A 24,061-nucleotide genomic window follows, 5' to 3' on the forward strand; every position below is an offset into this window, starting at 1 on the left:
TTCCTCCGTTGCCCGGCTTTTCGCCGGCCCGCCGGAAGCGCCCGTTCAGGGCCGTTCGCCGTGTGCCGTTCCTCGCCCGGCTCGGCGGAGATCCCGGTTCCGGCCGCCGACGTGCCGGCAGGGAGTCGCCGACCGACGGCTTCCGCAGGTGGTCCGGGCCCGGTTCGCGCGCCGTCGACGCGCGTTCGCCGAGGACGCGGTGGGGGCGACGGCCCTCGACGGCGGCGGCCGGGGACGGGTCACGGGCGCCGATGTCCGTGCGCCGCGGGCGGCACAGCTCGGTCACGGGGCCGCCCGGTGCCGGGTTCACGGCGGGCTGCGGGCCGACCGGGCCCCGCGGCAGGGGCAGACCGCGCCGAAGCCCTCGTCGTGGCGCCCGGAACGGACGCGCGAGTGGAACAGCGGGTCGTGGAAGTCCCACTGGCGCAGCACCGGCTCGCTGCCGGAGGCGAAGGCGCCGCCCGGGGCGGCGCCTTCGGCGAAACCGGTGCCGACGAGACGGGCCGGGTCCCCGGGGGCCTCCGCCCCGCTCAGCCCGGTGCCCTCGCCGGCCGGGTCCGCCGGACCCGGCTGCCCCAGGGGGCGGCGAGCTCACGGGCGGTGCGGTCGACGAGCACGGCGCGGAACCCCACGGGCGGGGACTCCGGCACGAGCACGCCCTCGCGCGTACGGCGGAAGGCGAACCGCGGCACACGGACGCGCGCGTCGGGGGCCGGCCACCGTCCCCGTCGCCGCGGCGACGACAGCGAGATCCGTACGTCCCGACCCTGCCGGTGCGGCCGCTGATCGTCGGCACGACCGCGACGGTCGCGGAACGTGGCTGGTCTCCATTCCGTTCCATGCGTGAGCCGGCCCGTCGCGGTGAGGCGCATGGAGCTGGTGGTGTCTGCAGCTCCCCCGGGCCGGTCCGCGTTCCCCGCGCTCTTCGGCCGCTGACAGGAGAGAACCGTCACCCTGCCCCGTTGTCCGCATCCGGGCAGGCCAGGAAGCCGCCCGGCAGGGAGTTGCCCGCGGGGACGGACCGGCCCGGCCGGGAGCCCGGGGCGCGTCCGCGGGACCGCGGCCTCGGCGGCGGGGGCCACTCGCGGTACCGCCTACCCTTATGGCATGAGCAGCATCGACCGGAGCCAGTCAGTGGGCGGCACGCGCACCTACGAAGTACGCACCTACGGGTGCCAGATGAACGTCCACGACTCCGAGCGGTTGGCCGGGCTGCTGGAGGACGCGGGCTACGTCCGCGCCCCCGAGGGCTCCGACGGCGACGCGGACGTCGTCGTCTTCAACACCTGCGCGGTGCGCGAGAACGCCGACAACAAGCTGTACGGCAACCTGGGCCACCTCGCCCCCAAGAAGGCGAGCCGTCCCGGCATGCAGATCGCGGTCGGCGGCTGCCTCGCGCAGAAGGACCGCGACACCATCGTGAAGCGCGCGCCCTGGGTGGACGTCGTCTTCGGCACGCACAACATCGGCAAGCTGCCCGTCCTGCTGGAGCGCGCCCGCGTCCAGGAGGAGGCGCAGGTCGAGATCGCCGAGTCGCTGGAGGCGTTCCCGTCCACGCTGCCGACCCGCCGCGAGAGCGCGTACGCGGCCTGGGTGTCGATCTCCGTCGGCTGCAACAACACCTGCACCTTCTGCATCGTCCCCGCGCTGCGCGGCAAGGAGAAGGACCGCCGCCCCGGCGACATCCTCGCGGAGATCGAGGCCCTGGTCGCCGAGGGGGTCTCCGAGATCACCCTGCTCGGCCAGAACGTCAACGCCTACGGTTCCGACATCGGCGACCGTGAGGCGTTCAGCAAGCTGCTGCGGGCCTGCGGGAAGATCGACGGCCTGGAGCGCGTCCGCTTCACCTCCCCGCACCCGCGCGACTTCACCGACGACGTCATCGCCGCCATGGCCGAGACGCCGAACGTGATGCCGCAGCTCCACATGCCGCTGCAGTCCGGCTCGGACACGGTCCTGAAGGCGATGCGCCGCTCCTACCGGCAGGAGCGCTACCTCGGCATCATCGAGAAGGTCCGCGCCGCCATCCCGCACGCGGCGATCAGCACCGACATCATCGTGGGCTTCCCCGGCGAGACCGAGGAGGACTTCGAGCAGACCCTCCACGTCGTCCGCGAGGCCCGCTTCGCGCAGGCGTTCACCTTCCAGTACTCCAAGCGCCCGGGCACCCCGGCCGCCGAGATGGACGGCCAGATCCCCAAGAAGGTCGTCCAGGAGCGCTACGAGCGGCTGGTCGCCCTCCAGGAGGAGATCTCCTGGGAGGAGAACAAGAAGCAGGTGGGCCGCACCCTGGAGTTGATGGTCGCCGAGGGCGAGGGCCGCAAGGACGACACCACCCACCGTCTCTCCGGCCGCGCCCCCGACAACCGCCTGGTGCACTTCACCAAGCCGGAGCAGGAGGTCCGTCCCGGCGACGTGGTCACCGTCGAGATCACCTACGCCGCCCCGCACCACCTGCTCGCCGAAGGGCCCGTGCTGGACGTGCGCCGCACGCGCGCGGGGGACGCCTGGGAGAAGCGGAACACCGAGAAGGCGGCGAAGGCCGCACAGTCGGCGGGCGTGATGCTGGGCCTGCCGAAGATCGGCGTCCCCGAACCGCTCCCGGTGGCCACGAGCGGCTGCGGCTGCGACTGACGCGGCCGGGCCGTGGCGGCGAGCGGCTCCGCGGGGGTTACGCTGCCGATCATGCTAGTCGCCGCCGCAGTCTGCCCCTGCCCGCCGCTGCTCGTCCCCGAGGTCGCCGCGGGCGCCGCTCCCGAGCTGGACGCCGCGCGTGCCGCGTGCACGGACGCGCTGGGTGTGCTCGCCGCCGCCCGGCCCGACCGGCTCGTGGTGGTCGGCCCGGCGGCGGCCGCCGGACCCGAGATCTACCCGGAGGGCACCCCGGGGTCCTTCCGCGGCTTCGGCGTCGACCTGGACGTACGGCTGGGACGGGACGGAGCGGGCGAGGACGCGCCGGCCGGGCGGGAACTCCCGTACGGGCTCGCCGTGGGCGCGTGGATGCTGGGCAGGGCCGGGTGGGCGGACGCCCCCGTCGAGGGGCTGGGAGTGGGGGAACCTCTCGCGGCCGAGCGGTGTATCGAAGAGGGAAGGGCGATCGCCACGCGAGCGGAGCGGCTGGTGATGCTGGTGATGGGTGACGCCAGCGCCTGCCGCACGCTCAAGGCCCCGGGCTACCTCGACGAACGTGCGGCCCCCTTCGACGCGGAGGCCGCGCGCGCGTTGGGCACGGCCGACACCGCGGCGCTGCGTGCGCTGGACCCCGGCCTGGCACGCGAGCTGAAGGTGTCCGGGCGTGCCCCCTGGCAGGTCCTCGCGGGCGCCGCGGCCGGGAACCCGGACCTGCGGGGGGCGTTGCTCTACGAGGACGCCCCCTACGGGGTGGGGTACGTCGCGGCCACCTGGTCGTAGGGACCGGACGGCCGGAGGAACGGCGGACGGCCGGGAGCCCTCGGTGTGCTCCACGGCCGTCCGACGGCGTGCCGCTCAGGAAGTGGGCGGCGGCCCGGCCGGCGGCGTCGTGCCGCCCGCGTCCGGGCCGGGGTCGTTCTTGTGCGCGAGCCGGTCCATGGCGTCCTTGGCCTTGCCCGTACCCGTCTGGATCCTGTCGCTGTACTTGCCCTTGGTCCGCTCGTCGACGGCCCGCGCGGCCTTGTCCAGACCGTGCTGGATCTTGCCCCCGTGCTGCTGCGCGAGATGGGAGACCTTGCCCTTGGCCGGATCGAGCTTGGTCTTCAGACTGTCCAGGAGACCCATGATGTACCTTCCCTCGCGGGCGTCTACGTGCGTGCGCCCTTGCCTGACTCGCTGTCGGACGCCCCGGAGGACTGCTGCTTCGGGATCTCGACGCCGTCGGTGCCGGTGACCTCGCCGGTCTCCTCCACCGCTGGTTCGGCGGTCTTCGACGCCTCGGCCGGCGCCGTCACCTCCGCGGCCCCGGTCGGGTCCTCCGCCCTCGGCTCGGCTGCCGCCTCGCCGCCCCGGGCCTCGCCGGTCCGGACCTCATCGGTCCGCGTCTCCTCCGTGGCCTTCGACCTCCGGAAAATTCGTGCAAAAACACCCATATCCACTCCATACGGTACTCGTGCGAGCGAAATTCCGCGTGACCCGGTGCGTCCGTTTGCGTGCCCCGGGGTACCGCCGCCGTGATCCGGCGGCAGGAAACTCGCAACGGGCAACGACCCCGCGCCGGTCGCGTCACGTAACTCGTTCGAGGGCGGGCCGAGAGGTTTGCGAGACTGGATCAGTGAGCAGCGCACCCCCCGCCCCCCGCGTCATCGCCGTCGTCGGCCCCACTGCGGCCGGAAAGTCCGATCTGGGTGTTTTCCTGGCCCAGCGGCTGGGCGGTGAAGTCGTCAACGCCGACTCCATGCAGCTCTACCGGGGGATGGACATCGGCACCGCCAAGCTGACGCCCGAAGAGCGCGGTGGCGTGCCGCACCACCTGCTGGACGTCTGGGACGTGTCCGTCACCGCGTCCGTCGCCGAGTACCAGCGCCTGGCGCGGGACCGGATCGACGCGCTGCTCGCCGAGGGACGCTGGCCCGTCCTGGTCGGCGGCTCCGGCCTCTACGTCCGCGGAGCCATCGACAACCTGGAGTTCCCGGGGACCGATCCCGAGATCAGGGCCCGTCTGGAGGAGGAGCTCACCCTGCGCGGCCCGGGGGCGCTGCACGCGCGCCTCGCCGCCGCGGACCCCGAGGCCGCGCGGGCCATCCTGCCGAGCAACGGCCGCCGCATCGTCCGTGCGCTCGAAGTGATCGAGATCACCGGCCGGCCCTTCACCGCCAACCTCCCCGGCCACGACTCGGTCTACGACACCCTCCAGATCGGCGTCGACGTGGCCCGGCCCGAGCTGGACGAGCGCATCGCCCGCAGGGTCGACCGGATGTGGGAGGCGGGCCTCGTGGACGAGGTGCGCGCACTGGAGGCGCGGGGGTTGCGCGAGGGGCGTACGGCCTCGCGCGCGCTCGGCTACCAGCAGGTACTCGCCGCGCTCGCGGGCGAGTGCACCCTGGAAGAGGCACGGTCCGAGACCGTGCGCGCCACCAAGCGCTTCGCGCGCCGTCAGGATTCGTGGTTCAGGCGCGATCCCCGGGTGCACTGGTTGAGTGGGGCCGCGGCGGACCTCCGGGAACTTCCGCGGCTCGCGATGTCGTTGGTCGAACGACCGGTTACAGCCTGATCACGTCCTGGCATCGGGACGCCCAGGCCGCCGTCGGGGCCTGTGGCGCCGTGCCATCATCGAGCTTCGATCGACCAGTGGAGTCCAAGTTGGGAGGGCGCGTGGCGATGGAGGCCGGCCCTCGCGACACCGCACACGGCACCGAGCACCTCACCACCGAGCGGGGTGAGCCGGAGCAGGAGACCGACCGTCTCAGCCCCGACGGGCCCGAGGAGGCGCAGGGCGGTGTGAGCGACGACGGCCCCGAGCCGGACGAGATGTTCGCGGGCGGTGACGAGGTCGAGGTCGAGCTGCGACCGCAGCGCCGACTGCGCATCTGGCAGCTCGCGCCCATCGTCGGCCTGGCCGCGGTCGGTTCCCTGATGTTCGCCTTCCCGCTCGCCTTCGACTTCGGCGACAGCGGGGCCGTGATCGCCATGCTGGGCCTGCTGATCTGCTCCTGCTCGGCCGGCTGGGGGATGATGGCCGCCCGCAAGGTGGGTCACACCTGGCCGGGCCTGCCGGCCAGGGGCTCCGGACGCAGACCCGACTGGCGGGTCGTGGCCGGCTACGCCGTGACGGTCGCCGCGGTGGTGGCCCTGGCCGTCTGGCGGGTCGCCCGGCTCCGCTGACGCCCGTCCCGGTCACCGGCGGGGAGGGCGTCGCCGTGCCCACCCCGTACGATCGAGGAATGAGCACGCGGATCGCCTTCCTCAAGGGCCACGGCACCGAGAACGACTTCGTGATCGTTCCGGACCCGGAGAACGCCGTCGACCTGTCCCCGGCCGCCGTCGCCGCCCTGTGCGACCGCCGCGCGGGCATCGGCGGCGACGGACTGCTGCACGTGGTGCGGTCCGCGGCGCACCCCGAAGGCCGGGCCATGGCGGACGAGGCCGAGTGGTTCATGGACTACCGCAACGGCGACGGCTCGGTCGCCGAGATGTGCGGCAACGGGGTGCGCGTGTTCGCGCGCTACCTGCAGCGCGCCGGACACGTGGCCGAGGGTGATCTCGCGGTCGCCACGCGCGGGGGTGTGAAGGCCGTGCACATCGCCAAGGACGGCGACATCACCGTCGGCATGGGCAAGGCGCTGTTCCCCGAGGGCGACGTCACGGTGAGCGTCGGCGAGCGCAGCTGGCCCGCGCGGAACGTGAACATGGGCAACCCGCACGCGGTGGCCTTCGTGGACGACCTCGCCCACGCCGGTGACCTGCGCACCCCGCCCCCCTTCAGCCCGGCCTCCGCCTACCCGGACGGCGTGAACGTCGAGTTCGTGGCCGACCGCGGCCCGCGGCACGTGGCGCTGCGGGTGCACGAGCGCGGGGCCGGCGAAACCCGTTCGTGCGGCACGGGCGCCTGCGCGGTGGCCGTGGCCACCGCCCGCCGGGACGGCGCCGACCCGAGCGTCACCGGCACCCCGGTCACCTACACCGTGGACGTGCCCGGCGGCACCCTGGTGATCACCGAACAGCCCGACGGCGACATCGAGATGACCGGACCCGCGGTGATCGTCGCCGAGGGCGTGATCGAGGCGGAGTGGCTGGAAAGCGCTCTTCGTCGAGCGGAGTGACGGAGCGGTATCCCAGTCCCCGGTCGACGGAACGCGGACATCAGCGGGGTGCGGGGCCGGATTCCGCTTCGAGATCACGGTGGACCGCCGATCGGGTGGCGTGAAACCGCCACGGGAGGGACCTTCCCTCGAAGGAGTGATCCGTTTCACGCTCGGCGAGAGGCGGTCAACCACACCGGGCCGGGCTCGGTAGCATCAAGCACCGGCCCGGACGGGGGAGCGAACACCGCTCCCCGAGCCCGAGTCCGCCACGGGGCGCGTCGTCCGCCGGTCCACGCAGCCGGAGGTGCCCATGAACGCGGAGGCCGTCAATCCTGCGACCCCGGGCCCTGTGACATCTGGTCATGTCACACCCACGGGGTCGCGCAGGAAGGCCCGCCCCCGGCTCGACCTGCGCCGACTGGGGCGCGCGGCGCTGCTCGGCCCCGGCACCCGCGACCGGCTCCCCGACGCCATCGGCCACGTGGTCGACGCCCACCGCGCCCACCATCCCGACGCCGACATCGAACCCCTGCGCCGCGCCTACCTCCTGGCCGAGTCCTCCCACCGCGGCCAGATGCGCAAGAGCGGTGAGCCGTACATCACCCACCCGCTCGCGGTGACCCTGATCCTCGCCGAACTCGGCGCGGAGACCACGACCTTGACGGCCTCCCTGCTCCACGACACCGTCGAGGACACCGAGGTGACGCTCGACCAGGTGCGGGAGCAGTTCGGCGAGGAGGTGCGCTACCTCGTCGACGGCGTCACCAAACTGGAGAAGGTCGACTACGGCGCCGCCGCCGAGCCCGAGACCTTCCGCAAGATGCTCGTCGCCACCGGCAACGACGTCCGCGTGATGTCGATCAAACTCGCGGACCGCCTGCACAACATGCGCACCCTCGGCGTGATGCGCCCCGAGAAGCAGGAACGCATCGCCAAGGTCACCCGGGACGTCCTGATCCCCCTCGCCGAACGCCTCGGGGTCCAGGCGCTCAAGACGGAACTGGAGGACCTGGTCTTCGCGATCCTCCACCCCGGGGAGTACGAGCACACACGGGAGCTGATCGTCCGCAACGCCGCCCGCGCGGACGACCCGCTCGCCGAGGTCGCCGACGAGGTGCGCAAGGTGCTCCGCGAGGCCGACCTCACCGCGGAAGTCCTCATCCGTCCACGTCACTTCGTCTCCGTGCACCGCGTGTCCCGCAAGCGCGGGCGGTTGCGCGGCGCCGACTTCGGCCGCCTGCTGGTGCTGGTGAACGAGGACGCCGACTGCTACGGCGTCCTCGGCGAACTGCACACCTGCATGACGCCCGTGGTGTCGGAGTTCAAGGACTTCATCGCCGTACCGAAGTTCAACCTGTACCAGTCGCTGCACACCGCCGTGGCGCGCGAGGACGGCCAGGTCGTCGAAGTCCTCATCCGCACCCACCAGATGCACAAGGTCGCCGAGGCCGGGGTCGTCGCCCTCGGCAACCCCTACGCGGCCCCGCCGGAGGAACAGTCCGCGAGCGACGGCGAGCGCGTCGACCCCACCCGGCCCGGCTGGCTCTCCCGGCTGCTGGACTGGCAGCGGGCCGCGCCCGACCCCGACACCTTCTGGTCCACCCTGCGCGAGGACCTCGCCCAGGACCGCGAGATCACCGTCTTCCGCCCCGACGGCGGCACGCTCGGCCTGCCCGAGGGGGCGACCTGCGTGGACGCCGCGTACGCGCAGTACGGCGAGGACGCCCACGCGTGCATCGGCGCCCGGGTCAACGGCCGTCTGGCGACACTGAGCACCGTCCTGAAGGACGGTGACACCGTCCAGCTCCTCATGGGTCAGGACCCCGCCTCGGAGCCCTCCAGGGAGTGGCTGAAGCACGCCCACACCCCCGCGGCCCGCATCGCCATCCAGCGCTGGCTGGCCACCCACCCCGTGCCGGACACCGCGTCCGCGACGGAACCCGCGGCTCAGCGGCCCGCCGACGACCCCGCCGCTCCGCAGGCCCCCCCGGCTCCGGACACGGCGCCCGATCGCCCCACCGCGGCCCAGGTCCTGGCCGACCGGCCCGGCGCGTCCGTACGGCTCGCCCGCTGCTGCACGCCCGTGCCGCCCGACGAGGTGACCGGTTTCGTCGTGCGCGGGGGAGCGGTCACCGTGCACCGGGCCGAGTGCGCCGCGGTCGCGCGCATGAAGAACTCCGGACGCGCGGAGGTCGGGGTGCGCTGGGGGGAGGGCGCCGAGTGCCGGGTCACGCTGGTCGCGGAATCGTTCGTCCGGCCCCACCTGCTCGCGGACCTCACCGAGGCCATGGCCCTCGAGGGCGCCGAGATCGTCTCCGCCACCGTCGAACCGCCGACCCAGCAGCAGGTGCGGCACACGTACACCGTGCAGCTGCCGGACGCCGCGGGGCTGCCCGCCCTCATGCGCGCGATGCGCAACGTGGCCGGCGTGTACGACGTGAGCCGGGCACAACCGCCGGCCCCGGGCGCCTGACGCGTCCCGCGCGGGAACGGGCCTCGCGCACATCCGGCGGGCCGCCGCGGGCGCGGGCAGCCGGTGCACCGGAGCGGAACCCCCGCTGACCCGGTCGGGTGGGCCGGGAGCGCGCCGCCGCCGCAGCGCACGCGCGCGCTGGTAGCCGTGGGACATGCCGCTCACCTCCCACCGCCAGGCCGTTCCCACGCCGGTCCGTCACGCCCACCGCCGTCGACGGGCGGCCACCGCGCTGCTCGCCTCCGCCGTCTCCGTCTGCCTCCTCGCCGCGAGCGCCCCCGCCGTCCCGCTGGGCATCGGCGACCGCCTCTTCCCGCACCTGGGCAACCCCGGGTACGACGTGGTGTCGTACGACCTCGCCCTCGGCTACTCCGGCGCCAACGACCAGCCGCTCCGGGCCGTCACCACGATCGACGCCCGGATGACCGCCGACCTGGAGCGGCTCAACCTGGACTTCGCCCGCGGAACGGTCCACTCGGTCGAGGTCGACGGCGCTCCGGCCGCCTTCGCCGGCGCCGGCGAGGACCTCGTGATCACTCCCGAGGACCCTCTCGACGCGGGCGAGCGGACCCGCATCACCGTGTGGCACACCAGTGACCCCGTGGCCGCCGGGGACCGCGAGGGCGGCTGGGTGCGCACCGCGGACGGCCTCGTCATGGCCAACCAGGCCGACGCCGCCCACCTGGTGTTCCCGTGCAACGACCACCCCTCCGACAAGGCGATGTTCACCTTCCGGATCACCGCCCCCGACGGCCACACGGCCGTCGCCGGCGGACTGCCGGCCGGGGTCGACCGCACGCGCGGGGCCACCACGTGGACGTACCGCACCGGGCACCCCATGGCCACCGAACTCGCCCAGGTGTCCATCGGCCGCTCCACGGTCCTGCGTCGCACCGGCCCGCACGGCCTGCCGCTGCGCGACGTCGTCCCCGCGGAGCACCGCGCGGAGCTCGAACCCTGGCTGGCGAAGACCTCCGGCCAGATCTCCTGGATGGAGGACAAGGTCGGACGCTACCCGTTCGAGACCTACGGCCTGCTCATGGCCGACGCGTCCACCGGCTTCGCACTCGAGACGCAGACGCTCCCCCTCTTCGAGCGGGAACTCTTCACCGACCCCGCCCGACCCGAGTGGTACGTCGAGTCGGTCATGGTGCACGAGCTGGCCCACCAGTGGTTCGGCAACAGCGTCAGCCCCCGCACCTGGTCCGACCTGTGGCTCAACGAGGGGCACGCCACCTGGTACGAGGCGCTGTACGCGCAGGAGAGGGCCGGCAGGTCCCTCGAGGCCCGGATGAAGGCCGCCTACGCGTCCTCCGACCACTGGCGCGCGACCGGCGGACCGCCCGCCGCGCCCGAGGTCCCCGAGCCCGGCCGGCAGCTGGGCATCTTCCGGCCGAACGTCTACGACGGCGGTGCCCTCGTGCTGTACGCCCTGCGCCAGGAGATCGGCCGCGCCGCCTTCGAACGCCTGGAGCGCGACTGGGTGACCCGTCACCGGGACGGCACGGCCACGACCGCCGACTTCGTCCGGCTCGCCTCCGCCGTCGCCGGACGCGACCTGACCGGTTTCCTGAACCCCTGGCTCTACGGGGCCACGACCCCGCCGATGCCCGGACACCCGGAGTGGAGGTCCACGGCGCGGGCCGCGGCGCCCGCCCACGGGCCGGAGGCGTCCGCGCACCGGCCTGGCGGGTCCGCGCATCGATCGGGCGGGGGACGGGAATAACACGATGACGAGACGGGCCGTACCGTGCGACCATCGTCAGGTCCGCGCGGCACGGGACACGGGAATCTCCCGGGGTACCCGTACGTTGAGGACAGTGACGGAAGGTCTCACGGACAGGTCCCACCGACCGGATCCGGAGCCCGGAGGGCAGCCGAAGCCCCACTCCGTCGCCGCAGACGGTTTCCCATCGACGTAAGGACCCAATGACCTCCTCTTCTTCCCCTTCCCAGGACACCAAGCGCTTCGCGCACACCTATCCCGAGGGTCTTCGGGCCGATGCCCTGATGGAAGAGGACGTCGCCTGGAGCCTCGAGATCGACGGAGAGCGGGACGGCGACCAGTTCGACCGCTCCGAGCGCGCGGCCCTGCGCCGTGTCGCCGGCCTCTCCACCGAGCTCGAGGACGTCACCGAGGTCGAGTACCGGCAGCTCCGCCTGGAGCGCGTCGTGCTCGTCGGGGTGTGGACCTCGGGCACCGTACAGGACGCGGAGAACTCCCTGGCGGAGCTCGCCGCCCTCGCGGAGACGGCCGGCGCCCTCGTCCTCGACGGCGTGATCCAGCGCCGCGACAAGCCGGACGCCGCCACCTACATCGGCTCCGGCAAGGCCGCGGAACTGCGCGACATCGTGCTCGACACGGGCGCGGACACCGTCATCTGCGACGGTGAGCTCAGCCCCGGCCAGCTGATCCACCTCGAGGACGTCGTCAAGGTCAAGGTCATCGACCGTACGGCCCTGATCCTGGACATCTTCGCCCAGCACGCCAAGTCCCGAGAGGGCAAGGCGCAGGTCGCGCTCGCGCAGATGCAGTACATGCTGCCGCGGCTGCGCGGCTGGGGTCAGTCGCTGTCCCGGCAGATGGGCGGCGGCAAGGGCGGCGGCCTCGCCACCCGTGGTCCCGGTGAGACCAAGATCGAGACGGACCGGCGCCGGATCCGCGAGAAGATGGCGAAGATGCGCCGGGAGATCGCGGAGATGAAGACCGGCCGCGAGATCAAGCGCCAGGAGCGCAGGCGCAACAAGGTGCCGTCCGTGGCCATCGCGGGCTACACCAACGCCGGCAAGTCCTCGCTGCTCAACCGCCTCACCGGCGCGGGCGTCCTGGTCGAGAACGCCCTGTTCGCGACCCTCGACCCGACCGTGCGCCGGGCCGAGACCCCGAGCGGACGGCTGTACACACTGGCCGACACGGTCGGATTCGTCCGGCACCTGCCGCACCACCTGGTCGAGGCGTTCCGCTCCACCATGGAGGAGGTCGGCGACTCCGACCTGATCCTGCACGTGGTGGACGGTTCGCACCCGAACCCGGAGGAGCAGCTGGCCGCCGTGCGCGAGGTGATCAGGGACGTCGGCGCCACCGACGTACCCGAGATCGTCGTGATCAACAAGGCCGACGCGGCCGACCCGCTGACCCTTCAGCGGCTGCTGCGGACGGAGAAGCGCTCCATCGCGGTCTCGGCCCGCACCGGCCGGGGCATCGAGGAGCTGCTCGCGCTCATCGACAACGAGCTTCCCCGCCCGTCGGTGGAGATCGAGGCACTCGTGCCGTACACCCACGGCAAGCTGGTCGCCCGCGCCCACGACGAGGGCGAGGTGATCTCCGAGGAGCACACCCCGGAGGGCACCCTGCTCAAGGTGCGGGTGCACGAGGAGCTGGCGGCGGAACTCACGCCGTACGTTCCGACCCCGACCGGCTGATCCCTTCCGGCACTGCGAGGGCCCGCCCCCTGCCCATGGGCAGGGGGCGGGCCCTCGTCATCCATGGATCACTGACCGCCGTAGGTCTTGCTCATGTTCTGGTACAGCGCCTCGGCGTCCTCGCCCAGCTGCGGGCCCGCCAACCAGGTGTTGTCGGTCGGGCCGATCGAGGTGTTGGAGACCAGCACGGTCTCACCGTCCACCACCCGGAACCAGCCGCCGCCGGACGAGCCGCCCGTCATGGTGCAGCCGATGCGGTACATCGTCGGCAGGCTCGGGCTGAGCGAGAACCGGCCCGGAGCGTCGACGCACTTGAACATCTGCAGCCCGTTGTAGGGCGGCGCGGCCGGGTAGCCCCAGGCACCCATGGCGCCCGCCTCGGCCACCGGGGGAGCGGAGAAGTCCACGTCGAGCGCGGCGCCGACCGTCTCCTCCAGGGACTTGGCCCCCTGCTCCGGCTTCACGTGCAGCACCGCGTAGTCGTACGCCGCCCCGTCACCGCCGGTCTCCGAGCCGCCCTGGATCCAGCCGTTGGACGTCGAGGCCCAGTCCGCCCACCAGTTGCCGTAGGGCGCGATCTCGGAGGCACTCGCGTTGCCCAGGTCCGCCTCGGACTTGCCGAGGTCGTTGTAGGCCGGGACGAAGACGATGTTGCGGTACCAGCCGCCGCTGCCGCCGGCGTGCACGCAGTGGCCGGCCGTCCACACGAGGTTGGACTTGCCCGGATGGTTCACGTCCTTGATGACCGTGCCGGAGCAGACGCTCGGGCCCTCGGGGGAGTCGAAGAAGACCTTGCCGACCGGCGCCGCGTTGTCGTGGTACGGCGTCTTCTCGGCCTCGGCCCGCACCGGGGCCGGCTCCGGGTCACTGACCTCCTGGGCCGCCGCCGCGTCCTTCGTCGAGACGGTCTTGTCGGCCTCCTCGGCGGAGCGCATCCGCTCCGGCTTCCACAGGCCCTCGATCACCGGGTTGACGAAGTCCTTGGCCTCTCTGAGCCACTTGTCCTTGTCCCAGTCCTCCCAGCCGCCGTCCTTCCACTTGTCGACGTCGATCCCGTGCTCCTCGAGCCTGTCCGCGATGTCGGACGGGATGCTGATCCTGCCGTCGCCGTCACCGCTGCCGTCGGCGGCCTGTGATGCGGTGGCGTCGGGCTTGTCGCTCGCCGTGTCCTCCTCGGAGCCGCCGCACGCGGTCGCGGTGAGCGCCAGGGCGGCGACGAGCCCGGTGGCGGCGAGGACGGTGCGCCGTCCACGCCCGAGTGGTGCGGACGTACGTATGGAACGCATGGTGCGATGACCCCCGTTGAAGCAGATGAAATGTCGTGCCGCACATGAAGGCGTGCGGCGGTGTCGGCGGTTCCGCGCCGCCACGGTGTCCCTTCCCGCGTGCGCGGCGGCGCGCGGGAAGGGACCGGCCGGTCACTGTCCGGCGAACTTCTCGCTGACCGCGTCGTACACGCCCTTGGCCTCGTCACCCAGCCGCGGACCGGCCAGCCAGCCCGACGTCACCGGGCCGATCGAGGTGTTGGACACCAGGGCCGGCTCGCCGTCCGAACCCGTCGCGACCCAGCCGCCCCCGGACGAGCCGGCGGTCATGCTGCACCCGATGCGGTACATCGTCGGGTCGGACGCTTCGATGGACAGCCGACCGGGACGGTCCTGGCAGCGGTACAGCGTCTGACCGTCGTACGGCGGAGCGGCCGGGTAACCGATCGCCGTCACGTCCTTCATCTGCGGCACGGCCGGGGCCTCGAAGTCCACCGGCAGTGCCGAACCGACCGTCTCCTCCAGTGACTTGCCGCCACTGCCCTTCTCCGGCGTCACATGGATGACGGCGAAGTCGTACGCGGCGCCGTCGCCGCCCGTCGAACCGCCCTGCTCGATCCACTGGTCCGAGGTCTGCGCCCAGTCACCCCACCAGACGCCGTACGGAGCGACCTCCTCCTTGGTGGCGCTCTCGAGCTCCTTGGCCGACTTGCCCGCGTCGTTGTACGACGGCACGAAGGCGATGTTGCGGTACCAGCCGCCCTTCTTGCCGGCGTGCACGCAGTGGCCGGCCGTCCAGACCATGTTGGACTTGCCGGGGTTGGCCGGGTCCTGCACCACCGTCGCGGAGCAGACCATCGTGCCCTCGGGGGAGTCGAAGAAGACCTTGCCGGCCGTGGGGGCGTTGGCGTGGTACGACGGCGGAACGGCCTGCGCCTGCACCGGCTCCGGCGTCGGGTCCGTCACGCCCTGGTCACCGGAGATGTCGCTGTCGTCGACTCCCTGGTCCGGCTCCTCGGCGTCCCGCATGCGGTCCGGGTCCCACAGGCCCTCGATGATCGGGTTGATGAACTCGTTGGCCTCGCGCAGCCAGTCGTCCTTGCTCCAGTCCCTCCACGCGCCGTTCTTCCACTTGTCGATGTCGATCCCGTGCTCCTTGAGCCGGTCCTTGAGGTCGTCCGGGATCTTGAGCTTGCCGTCGTCGGCGGCGGCGGTCGCGGAGGTGTCGGCACTCGCGTCGGCGTCCCCCGACTCGCAGGCGGTGGCGGTGAGCGCGAGTGCCGAGGCGAGCGCGACGGCGGCCAGAACGGGGGAGGTGCCGCGCCGTGTCCTCCCCCCTCGCCGAGTGGTGGACGACGGCCGTATGGATCGCATGATCTGACTCCCCCTGAAATGGACGAACGTGGTGCTTCGGCCGTGTTCACACCTGAACCCACGTGCGGTTCACCGGCGTTCTCACAGCCTTCGGGAACGGCACCACACACTATGCGCTCGCTGTGGGGGACAGCCGACGGAACGGCAACGGTTCCGTCACGGCAGGGATCTTGAGGCAACCCGTAACCCGGTGGGCGGTGCGGGGTTGGTAGCGGTGGGGGACCGCCGCCCGTGCGGCGTCCCCCCGCCCGTGGCCGGCGGGAGACAGCGGAGAGCGGAGAACGGTGGCGGAACTCACGCACGAGGGACGGGAAACGGCAGGCCCGGTCGTCCCGGTGAGAGCGCGCGGAATGACCGTCGAGGACGCGGACGGACGCCGTTACCTCGACTGCCTCTCCGGCGCCGGAACGCTCGCCCTCGGACACAACCACCCTGTCGTGCTCGAGGCGATCCGCAAGGTCATCGACTCGGGTGCACCGCTTCACGCCTCCGGTCTGGCGACCCCGGTGAAGGACGCCTTCACCACCGAACTGTTCCGCACCCTGCCCTCCGGGCTCGCCGACCGCGCGCGTGTGCGTTTCTGCGGACCGGACGGCACCGACGCCGTGGCGACCGCCCTCCGGCTCGTGCGCGCGGCGACCGGTCGCGCCGGCGTGCTCGCGTTCACCGGCGCCCACCACGCGCTGACCACCGGGTTCCCGGACGTGGCCCGCGCCGCACCCTCCGGTGCACAGATCACCCTGCTGCCCTATCCGCAGGACTACCGCTGCCCCTTCGGCATCGGAGGCGAGCGCGGAGCCGAACTGGCCGCCCGGTGGGCCGAGTCCGTCCTCGACGGCCCCGCCTCGGGTGTACCGCTTCCCGCCGGGATGATCGTCGAGCCCGTACAGGGCGACGGCGGGGTCCTCCCGGCGCCGGACGCCTGGCTGCGGCGGCTGCGGCGGTTGACGGCCGACCGGTCCGTCCCGCTGATCGCCGACGAGACCCTGACGGGTGTCGGGCGGACCGGCGCCTTCTGGGCGGTGGAGCACAGCGGCATCACGCCCGATGTGATGGTGCTGTCCGCGGCCATCGGGGGAAGCCTGCCGCTGACCGTCGTGGTCCACCGGGACGACCTCGGCGTCTGCGCCTCCGACACCGGCACCGGCACGTTCCCCGGCAACCAACTCGCCATGGCCGCGGGCGCGGCGACCCTCGGCCACGTCCGCGAGAACGGCCTCGCCGAACACGCGGCCACGCTGGGCGCCCGCATGCTGGGCCGGCTCCGGGCGCTCGCGGGAGAGCTCGCCTGTGTGGGGGAGGTACGGGGACGAGGACTGATGATCGGGGTCGAGATGGTGGATCCGGAGGACGGGGACGACGACACGGGCCGGGCCCCCGCCGGCCCGGGAGCGGCGGTGCCGCCGGACGGCACGCGAGGGCGCCGGCCCCGCCCCGCCGCGCCCGAACTCGCGGTCGCCGTGCAGCGGGAGTGCCTGCGGCGTGGCCTGATCGTCGACCTCGGCGGCCCCTGCGCGAGCGTCGTCCGGCTGCTCCCGCCCCTGACGACCATCGACGAACAGGCGGACGCGGTGCTCGACCGACTCGCCGATGCGCTCCAGGCAGTGGCGCGCGTCCCCTTCACCCACCGCCGGGCGGAACGGCCCCGCCGCGCGCCCCGCCGCCCCGCAGACCGCGCCGAGCGGGCGGGGTGACGGGCGGCCGCGACGCACGACCGACACCCGTTCACGGACCGCCACCGCATGACCACGAGCCACTCCACGAGGATCCGCCGTGCACTCGACCACCACTCCCGACGACCGCACCCCAGGACGGGCGTGCGGCCCGAGCACCGACGACCCCCGGTCCGCCGCCGGAAGGGCGAGCGCCGCGGTACCGCGCCAGGGGAGGGGGGCACCGGACGACGGGCGGCTCCGGGACACCGGCACGGATCCCCTGGAGCACCCCGACCCGTACAGGGCGGCCCAGGCCGCGGCGGTGGAGAACCTCCTGCGCTGCTGGGTACGCGAGACCGGCCTGCCCGCTCCGGACAACGGCATGCTGCGCATCCCCCTACCGGCCAGTGGCACCGCCCTGCTCGTCCCCGTCCTGCACTGGTCGCCGACGGGCTGGCACCGCTTCGGCCCGCCCCGCCTGGACCGTGCCCCGGAGCCCGCCCCACCGGCCGACGCCGTCCTCCTGGCCGCCCTCCTGGGCAGGGAGAGCACCGGTGTCCCTGAACCGGCTCCGACCGGTCCGCGGCCCGGGCGACTGCCGGGCCCCCCGCACTCCGCCGGCACATCCGCCGCCGGGCCGACGGCCGGCCTCCCCCCGGCCACCGCTCCCGGGATCGGCGACGTCACCGACCTCGTCTCGTGCGTCGCCGATTCCCTCCGGCGCGTCAGCGCCTTCATCACCGACCGGCGGAACAGTCCGGAAGACGCCCCCGACCTCTTCCTCGCCGCGGAACAGGCACTTCTCCTCGGCCACCCGTTGCATCCGGCTCCGAAGAGCCGCCAGGGACTCTCCGACGCCGAGGCACGGCTGTACTCACCCGAGTTGCGCGGCTCTTTCCCCCTCCACTGGATGGCTGTCGCCCCCTCCCTGCTGGCTGCCGACTCCGCCTGGACCGAGCGCGGACGTCGTGTCCCCGCGGCCCACCTCACCGCACGCCTCGCCGGCCCCGGACTGCCGTTGCCGGACGGATACGCGGCTCTCCCCGTACACCCCTGGCAACTGCGCGAAGTGCGGCACCGTACCGAGACCGCCGCTCTGCTGGACGCCGGACTGCTCCGCGATCTCGGCAGTCACGGCACCCTCTGGCACCCCACCTCCTCCGTACGCACCGTTCACCGGACCGGCGCCCCCGCCATGCTCAAGCTGTCGATGGGCCTGCACATCACCAACTCCCGCAGGGAGAACCTCCGCAAGGAACTCCACCGCGGTGTCGAGGTCCACCGTCTGCTGCGCACCGGACTGTCCCAGCAGTGGCGGGCCGTGCACCCGGACTTCGACATCGTCCGCGATCCGGCCTGGCTCGCCGTGGACGGACCGACCGGTGACCCCGTGCCCGGGCTGGACGTCGTGATCCGGCACAACCCGTTCCGGCCCCACCACGACGTGGCCTGTGTCGCGGGACTGGTCTCGCCGCGCCCTCGCGCACGACCGGGTACGGGCGCCGACCCCGCGGAGACCGCCGCCGTCACCGACACCGTCCGGGACCGTGCGGGCACGGATGCTCCGGCCATGGGATCCCGGCTGGCGGAACTCGTCACACGTCTCACCGCCCGAACGGGGCGCTCCCGCGGCATCGTTGCCACCGAGTGGTTCCTGCGGTATCTCGAACACGTGGTGCGGCCCGTACTGTGGCTCGACGGAGAGGCCGGCATCGCCCTGGAGGCGCATCAGCAGAACACCCTGCTTCTGCTGGACGCCGACGGCTGGCCCGCGGGCGGCCGTTACCGGGACAACCAGGGCTACTACTTCCGCGAGTCCCGCCGCGCGGAACTCGACGCCAGGCTGCCGGGTATCGGCGAGCACAGCGACACGTTCGTCTCCGACGAGGTCACCGACGAACGGTTCGCGTACTACCTGGCCGTCAACAACGTGTTCGGTCTCGTCGGGGCCTTCGGCTCCCAGCGCCTCGCCGACGAGCGGCTGCTGCTCGCCGCCTTCCGCCGCTTCCTCACCGGGGTCTCCTCCGGTTCGGCACGCACCCGCAGCTCGCTGCCCGCCCGTCTGCTGGACTCGCCCGTCCTGCGGTGCAAGGCCAACATGCTGACCCGGTTGCACGGCCTCGACGAACTCGTCGGCCCGGTCGACACCCAGTCCGTCTACGTCACCATCGCCAACCCCCTGCGCTCCTGATGGCCCACCCGTTCCCCGACACGACCGCCACCGACGACACCGAGGAGTCCTCGGACGAGGGCCGCCACCACGACCTGCTCGACCACGTCGGTGACTGGGGCCCGGTCCCCACCCCCGCAGGCCTGTTCCAGCTCGTCCCCGTCCGCGTCGAACGTGACCTGCCGCTTCTCTCACGCTGGATGAACGACCCCGCGGTCGCCGCGTTCTGGGAGCTGTCCGGACCACCGGCCGTGACGGCGGACCATGTGCGGGCCCAACTCACCTGCGACGGACGCAGCGTTCCGTGCGTCGGCGTGCTGGAGGGCACGCCGATGAGCTATTGGGAGATCTACCGGGCGGACCTCGACCCGTTGGCTCGCCATTACCCGGTTCGGCCTCATGACACCGGACTCCATCTCCTCATCGGCGCCGGGGGAGACCGGGGGAGAGGTCTCGGCGGCACTCTGCTCAGAGCCGTCGCCGACCTCGCCCTCGACAGACGGCCTGCCTCCGCACGCGTCATCGCGGAACCCGACCTTCGCAACATCCCCTCCGTCACCGCCTTCCTGCGCGCCGGCTTTCGTTTCTCCGCCGAGATCGACCTGCCCGGCAAGCGGGCCGCGCTCATGGTCCGGGACCGGTCCCTACGGCATCTCCTGTAGCGCTCCGTCACCGCGCTCTCACATGTGGTACACCGCTCGCGCCACCCCGGTTCCCCTCACGCCGCAGCAATTCCTTCAGTGCCGGTGTCAGCGCCGGCGCCGGCGCCAGTCCGACCGAGTGCCGACGCCGGGCCGTGTCCGGTCGTCGCCGCTCCGATCCGAGGAGCCCTCGTCTTGATCACACCTTCCGCTCTCACCGCGATCGCCCGGATGTCAGTGCCGGGCCGTAGGGTGGTCGCGCTATGACGAAGCCCTCACTCCCCGAACTCCTGCATGCTGCCGTCACTGCCGTCGGCGGCACGGAGCGTCCCGGCCAGGTGGCCATGGCCGAAGCCGTCGCCGAGGCGATCGACGACGGCTCCCATCTGCTGGTCCAGGCCGGCACCGGCACCGGAAAGTCGCTGGGCTATCTGGTGCCCGCGCTCGCGCACGGGGAGAGAGTCGTCGTGGCGACGGCCACCCTGGCCCTGCAGCGCCAGCTCGTGGAGCGTGACCTGCCGCGCACGGTCGAGGCGCTGCATCCCCTGCTGCGCCGCCGCCCCGAGTTCGCGATGCTCAAGGGCAGATCCAACTACCTGTGTCTGCACCGCCTCCACGAGGGCGTGCCGCAGGACGAGGAGGAGGGCCTCTTCGACCAGTTCGAGGCGGCCGCGCCCACCAGCAAGCTGGGCCAGGACCTGCTGCGCCTGCGTGACTGGTCGGACGAGACGGAGACCGGCGACCGGGACGACCTCACGCCCGGCGTGTCCGACCGGGCGTGGTCCCAGGTGTCGGTGTCGTCGCGGGAGTGCCTGGGCGCCACGAAGTGCGCCTACGGCGCCGAGTGCTTCGCCGAGATGGCCCGTGAGCGCGCCAAGCTGGCCGAGGTCGTCGTCACCAACCACGCCCTGCTCGCGATCGACGCCATCGAGGGCGCGCCGGTGCTCCCGCAGCACGAGGTGCTGATCGTCGACGAGGCCCACGAGCTGGTCTCCCGGGTCACCGGAGTCGCCACCGGGGAGCTCACGCCGGGGCAGGTCAACCGTGCGGTGCGCCGCGCCGCGAAGCTCGTCAACGAGAAGGCCGCCGACCAGCTCCAGACCGCCGCCGAGGGCTTCGAACGGCTGATGGAGCTGGCGCTCCCGGGCCGACTGGAGGACATCCCGGAGGACCTCGGATACGCGCTCATGGCACTGCGCGACGCCTGCCGGACCGTGATCTCCGCGATCGGGAGCACCCGTGACAAGTCCGTCCAGGACGAGGACGCGATCCGCAAGCAGGCGCTGGCCTCCGTGGAGAACGTGCACGACGTGGCGGAACGGATCACGAACGGCTCGGAGTGGGACGTCGTCTGGTACGAGCGCCATGACCGGTTCGGAGCCTCCCTGCGCGTCGCCCCCATGTCCGTCTCGGGTCTGCTGCGGGAGAAGCTCTTCGCCGACCGCTCCGTCGTCCTGACGTCCGCGACCCTGAAGCTGGGCGGCGATTTCAACGGCGTGGGAGCCTCCCTGGGCCTCGGTCCCGAAGGCGCCGAAGGCGATGACCTCCCTCAGTGGAAGGGCGTCGACGTCGGCTCGCCGTTCGACTACCCCAGGCAGGGCATCCTGTACGTCGCCAGGCACCTGGCCCGCCCGGCCCGTGACGGTGACCGCGCGGACATGCTCGACGAGCTCACCGAGCTGATCCAGGCGGCGGGTGGTCGCACGCTGGGGCTGTTCTCCTCGATGCGGGCCGCCCAGCTCGCCGCCGAGGAGCTGCGCTCCCGGATCCCCGAGTTCCCGATCCTTCTGCAGGGTGAGGAGACGCTCGGTGAGCTGATCAAGAATTTCGCGGCCGACCCCAGGACCTGCCTCTTCGGCACGCTGTCGCTCTGGCAGGGCGTCGACGTCCCGGGGCCGAGCTGTCAGCTGGTCGTCATGGACAAGATCCCGTTCCCGCGCCCGGACGATCCCCTGATGAGCGCCCGCCAGAAAGCCGTGGAGGAGGCGGGCGGCAACGGCTTCATGGCGGTCGCCGCCACCCATGCGGCGCTGCTCATGGCGCAGGGGGCCGGCCGTCTCGTACGCGCGTCGGGGGACCGGGGCGTGGTGGCCGTGCTGGACCAGCGGCTGGCGACGGCCCGCTACGGCAGCTATCTGAAGGCTTCGCTGCCCGATTTCTGGTACACCACGGACCGCAACCAGGTCAGGAAGTCGCTGGCCGCGATCGACGCGGCGGCGAAGCAGGCCGAAGCCGAGGCGGAAGCGTAGGGAGAGGGGGACGCGGTCCGCGGCACCCCCTCGGGGCGACCGAGGGCCGTCGCCGGCATCCACCACCGGGGTCCGGACAGCACAGGGCCCCGGAACCGGCGCAGGGGTTCCGGGGCCCGGTCAAAGGGCGGGGCGGCGGTCGAGGCCGGCCCCGCGCCGTGTTCAGACCCGACGCAGAACGGCCACCACCTTGCCCAGGATGGTCGCGTCGTCGCCGGGGATCGGCTCGTAGGCCGCGTTGTGCGGGAGGAGCCAGACGTGGCCGTCCTCGCGCTTGAAGCGCTTGACGGTCGCCTCACCGTCGAGCATCGCCGCCACGATGTCACCGTTCTCGGCGACGGGCTGGCGGCGGACCGTGACCCAGTCGCCGTCACAGATCGCGGCTTCGATCATGGAGTCGCCCACGACCTTCAGGACGAACAGTTCGCCGTCACCGACGAGCTGCCGGGGGAGGGGGAAGACGTCCTCGACGGATTCCTCGGCGAGGATCGGCCCGCCGGCGGCGATGCGGCCGACGAGCGGGACGTAGGACGCGGCCGGCTTGCCGGCGGTGTCCGCGGGCTGCACGGGGGCGGCCTGGTCGGAGCCACGCACCTCGTACGCGCGCGGACGGTGCGGATCGCGGCGCAGGAAGCCCTTGCGTTCCAGTGCCATCAGCTGGTGCGCCACGGACGACGTGCTGGAGAGGCCGACCGCCTGGCCGATCTCGCGCATGGACGGCGGATAGCCGCGTCGCTGCACCGAATCCCTGATGACTTCGATCACCCGGCGCTGGCGGTCGGTGAGCCCGGAGCTGTCCGCCCGGATGCCAGGAGGTCGGCCCGGCAGGGAGCGCTTGTGCCCCTCGGGATTCATGGCTTCGCTCATCGCGTGCACCGGCTCGAGTCGGCCCGGGGAGCGGTCCTGGGCAGTGATGGCGGCACTGTCTGCGGTGGTGGTCACGTCGGCCCCTCTCGATGGTCTCCCTGCAGCACAACGGTAGTTGCTTTCGAAAGGTTGCGCCAAACACACGTTCGAGTGAAAAATCGCGAATTGCTGTGCGGAATCTCCTGTCGGGGTGTATCGGTCGCCATGCTTTCCGCCGGGCAAACAGGCCTGTTGTTGTACTCTTCACCGCCGGGGCGATGACCTTGTGCCGATGGCCTCAGTCTGCCATCGCGTGCCCCGCGACGCGGGGAGCGGCCCCCGTTTTCCCGGGAGTCGCACCGCCCCTCCTCTCCTCGTGCACGGCATCTCCCCGTGTGTGGTGTGCCGTGTCCGGCCCGACGCGGGCGACACGCGTGCCGGACGTGCATGTATGAGCCAATCCCCACATCTAGTGGTTGGATGGCGACAGCAGCCCAGAAGTTGTGGTCCCCCGGGTCTTCGCGCCCTCCGAGATCGCCTATGCTGGTGCTGCTTCGTGAGGCCCGAGAGGCCCAGCGAGGCTATTGAGTCTGCTGTGAGGAGGGTTGGGAGTTCATGCACTGCCCCTTCTGCAGGCACCCCGACAGCCGTGTCGTCGACAGCCGTACGACCGACGACGGCACGTCGATCCGCAGACGCCGCCAGTGCCCCGACTGCTCCCGTCGCTTCACGACCGTGGAGACGTGTTCGCTCATGGTGGTCAAGCGGTCCGGAGTCACCGAGCCGTTCAGCCGCACCAAGATCATCAATGGTGTGCGCAAGGCGTGCCAGGGGCGGCCCGTCACCGAGGACGCACTCGCCCAGCTCGGCCAGCGCGTCGAGGAGGCGGTGCGAGCCACCGGAAGCGCCGAGCTGACCACCCACGACGTGGGGCTGGCCATACTCGGCCCGTTGCAGGAGCTCGACCTCGTCGCGTACCTGCGGTTCGCCTCCGTCTACCGGGCGTTCGACTCGCTCGACGACTTCGAGGCCGCGATCGCGGAACTCCGGCGGGCGGGGCGGCCCGCCGCGGACGACGGGGACCGCGAGGGAGCCGTCGCGGGGGGCCAGGAAGACGACAGCGGGCCCGGAGGGACTGCCCAGGTCCCCGAGCCCGCCCGCGCCGCCGACTGACCGGCGGGCCGACTCCGGACGCCGGGTGCGGGGAGCGGCCGGGCGGCGGCGATGAGAAGACCTGTTGCGGGCAGAC

The 24,061-nt window shown here is 72.4% G+C and carries 19 protein-coding genes; 13 read left to right on the forward strand and 6 right to left on the reverse strand.

Annotation, left to right across the window (positions count from 1 at the left end; genetic code table 11):
- Positions 1-306 precede the first annotated feature (306 nt).
- Positions 307-432 (reverse strand): hypothetical protein, encoded by a 126-nt coding sequence (locus FHS37_RS41005; RefSeq protein ID WP_373304270.1) that lies wholly within the window; start codon positions 430-432, stop codon positions 307-309.
- A 675-nt stretch (positions 433-1,107) separates the two neighbouring features.
- On the opposite strand from FHS37_RS41005, the gene miaB reads away from it, so the two are divergent.
- Together miaB and FHS37_RS12160 are read left to right on the forward strand one after the other, a co-directional pair.
- Positions 1,108-2,634, forward strand: a complete 1,527-nt coding sequence (miaB, locus tag FHS37_RS12155) for a tRNA (N6-isopentenyl adenosine(37)-C2)-methylthiotransferase MiaB (protein ID WP_184820129.1) — start codon at positions 1,108-1,110, stop codon at positions 2,632-2,634.
- A 51-nt stretch (positions 2,635-2,685) separates the two neighbouring features.
- Complete coding sequence (locus tag FHS37_RS12160; RefSeq protein WP_184820130.1) at positions 2,686-3,411, forward strand: class III extradiol dioxygenase subunit B-like domain-containing protein; 726 nt, start codon at positions 2,686-2,688, stop codon at positions 3,409-3,411.
- Between the two features lie 75 nt (positions 3,412-3,486).
- Here FHS37_RS12160 and FHS37_RS12165 read toward each other — a convergent pair whose 3' ends face one another.
- Together FHS37_RS12165 and FHS37_RS12170 are read right to left on the reverse strand one after the other, a co-directional pair.
- Positions 3,487-3,756 (reverse strand): antitoxin, encoded by a 270-nt coding sequence (locus FHS37_RS12165; protein WP_184820132.1) that lies wholly within the window; start codon positions 3,754-3,756, stop codon positions 3,487-3,489.
- A gap of 23 nt (positions 3,757-3,779) precedes the next feature.
- Positions 3,780-4,064 (reverse strand): hypothetical protein, encoded by a 285-nt coding sequence (locus FHS37_RS12170; RefSeq protein ID WP_184820134.1) that lies wholly within the window; start codon positions 4,062-4,064, stop codon positions 3,780-3,782.
- 182 nt (positions 4,065-4,246) lie between these two features.
- On the opposite strand from FHS37_RS12170, the gene miaA reads away from it, so the two are divergent.
- The 6 genes from miaA to hflX all read left to right on the forward strand — a co-directional run bounded on the left by miaA (position 4,247) and on the right by hflX (position 12,612).
- Positions 4,247-5,185 carry a tRNA (adenosine(37)-N6)-dimethylallyltransferase MiaA gene (gene miaA / locus FHS37_RS12175; RefSeq protein ID WP_184820136.1) on the forward strand — a complete coding sequence of 313 codons (939 nt, stop codon included), beginning with the start codon at positions 4,247-4,249 and terminating at the stop codon, positions 5,183-5,185.
- 107 nt (positions 5,186-5,292) lie between these two features.
- Positions 5,293-5,796: a hypothetical protein gene (locus tag FHS37_RS12180; RefSeq protein WP_184821109.1), complete on the forward strand. Its 504-nt coding sequence runs from the start codon at positions 5,293-5,295 to the stop codon at positions 5,794-5,796.
- Between the two features lie 59 nt (positions 5,797-5,855).
- The gene (dapF, locus tag FHS37_RS12185) at positions 5,856-6,734 is read left to right on the forward strand and encodes a diaminopimelate epimerase (RefSeq protein ID WP_184820138.1); all 879 of its coding nucleotides are present in this window, start codon (positions 5,856-5,858) and stop codon (positions 6,732-6,734) included.
- A gap of 292 nt (positions 6,735-7,026) precedes the next feature.
- Complete coding sequence (locus FHS37_RS12190) at positions 7,027-9,189, forward strand: RelA/SpoT family protein (protein WP_184820140.1); 2,163 nt, start codon at positions 7,027-7,029, stop codon at positions 9,187-9,189.
- 154 nt (positions 9,190-9,343) lie between these two features.
- Positions 9,344-10,915 carry a M1 family metallopeptidase gene (locus FHS37_RS12195; RefSeq protein WP_184820142.1) on the forward strand — a complete coding sequence of 524 codons (1,572 nt, stop codon included), beginning with the start codon at positions 9,344-9,346 and terminating at the stop codon, positions 10,913-10,915.
- 203 nt (positions 10,916-11,118) lie between these two features.
- Positions 11,119-12,612 (forward strand): GTPase HflX, encoded by a 1,494-nt coding sequence (gene hflX, locus FHS37_RS12200; RefSeq protein WP_184820144.1) that lies wholly within the window; start codon positions 11,119-11,121, stop codon positions 12,610-12,612.
- A 68-nt stretch (positions 12,613-12,680) separates the two neighbouring features.
- Here the strand turns inward: hflX and FHS37_RS12205 are convergent, their stop codons facing one another.
- Both FHS37_RS12205 and FHS37_RS12210 read right to left on the reverse strand, forming a co-directional pair.
- Positions 12,681-13,898 (reverse strand): trypsin-like serine peptidase, encoded by a 1,218-nt coding sequence (locus FHS37_RS12205; protein ID WP_184820146.1) that lies wholly within the window; start codon positions 13,896-13,898, stop codon positions 12,681-12,683.
- A gap of 132 nt (positions 13,899-14,030) precedes the next feature.
- A complete protein-coding gene (locus FHS37_RS12210) occupies positions 14,031-15,251 on the reverse strand; it encodes a trypsin-like serine peptidase (RefSeq protein WP_184820148.1) in 1,221 nt (406 codons plus the stop codon).
- Positions 15,252-15,535: 284 nt separating this feature from the next.
- Here FHS37_RS12210 and FHS37_RS12215 point away from each other — a divergent pair, with 284 nt between their 5' ends.
- The 4 genes from FHS37_RS12215 (at position 15,536) to FHS37_RS12230 (ending at position 21,966) form a co-directional block, all read left to right on the forward strand.
- Positions 15,536-16,945, forward strand: a complete 1,410-nt coding sequence (locus FHS37_RS12215; protein WP_184820150.1) for an aminotransferase class III-fold pyridoxal phosphate-dependent enzyme — start codon at positions 15,536-15,538, stop codon at positions 16,943-16,945.
- Positions 16,946-17,024: 79 nt separating this feature from the next.
- Positions 17,025-19,097, forward strand: coding sequence for an IucA/IucC family protein (locus FHS37_RS12220; RefSeq protein WP_184820152.1), 2,073 nt, complete (start codon positions 17,025-17,027; stop codon positions 19,095-19,097).
- Positions 18,992-19,738, forward strand: a complete 747-nt coding sequence (locus tag FHS37_RS12225; RefSeq protein ID WP_184820154.1) for a GNAT family N-acetyltransferase — start codon at positions 18,992-18,994, stop codon at positions 19,736-19,738. Before FHS37_RS12220 ends, FHS37_RS12225 begins: the two co-directional genes overlap by 106 nt.
- Positions 19,739-19,980: 242 nt before the next feature.
- The gene (locus tag FHS37_RS12230) at positions 19,981-21,966 is read left to right on the forward strand and encodes an ATP-dependent DNA helicase (protein ID WP_184820156.1); all 1,986 of its coding nucleotides are present in this window, start codon (positions 19,981-19,983) and stop codon (positions 21,964-21,966) included.
- A 162-nt stretch (positions 21,967-22,128) separates the two neighbouring features.
- Here FHS37_RS12230 and lexA read toward each other — a convergent pair whose 3' ends face one another.
- Positions 22,129-22,908 carry a transcriptional repressor LexA gene (gene lexA, locus FHS37_RS12235; RefSeq protein WP_184820158.1) on the reverse strand — a complete coding sequence of 260 codons (780 nt, stop codon included), beginning with the start codon at positions 22,906-22,908 and terminating at the stop codon, positions 22,129-22,131.
- A 519-nt stretch (positions 22,909-23,427) separates the two neighbouring features.
- On the opposite strand from lexA, the gene nrdR reads away from it, so the two are divergent.
- Positions 23,428-23,985 (forward strand): transcriptional regulator NrdR, encoded by a 558-nt coding sequence (nrdR, locus tag FHS37_RS12240; RefSeq protein WP_184820160.1) that lies wholly within the window; start codon positions 23,428-23,430, stop codon positions 23,983-23,985.
- The last annotated feature ends 76 nt before the right edge of the window (positions 23,986-24,061 follow it).

The sequence above is a fragment of the Streptomyces griseomycini genome (assembly GCF_014203535.1).
GTDB classification, from domain to species: domain Bacteria; phylum Actinomycetota; class Actinomycetes; order Streptomycetales; family Streptomycetaceae; genus Streptomyces; species Streptomyces griseomycini.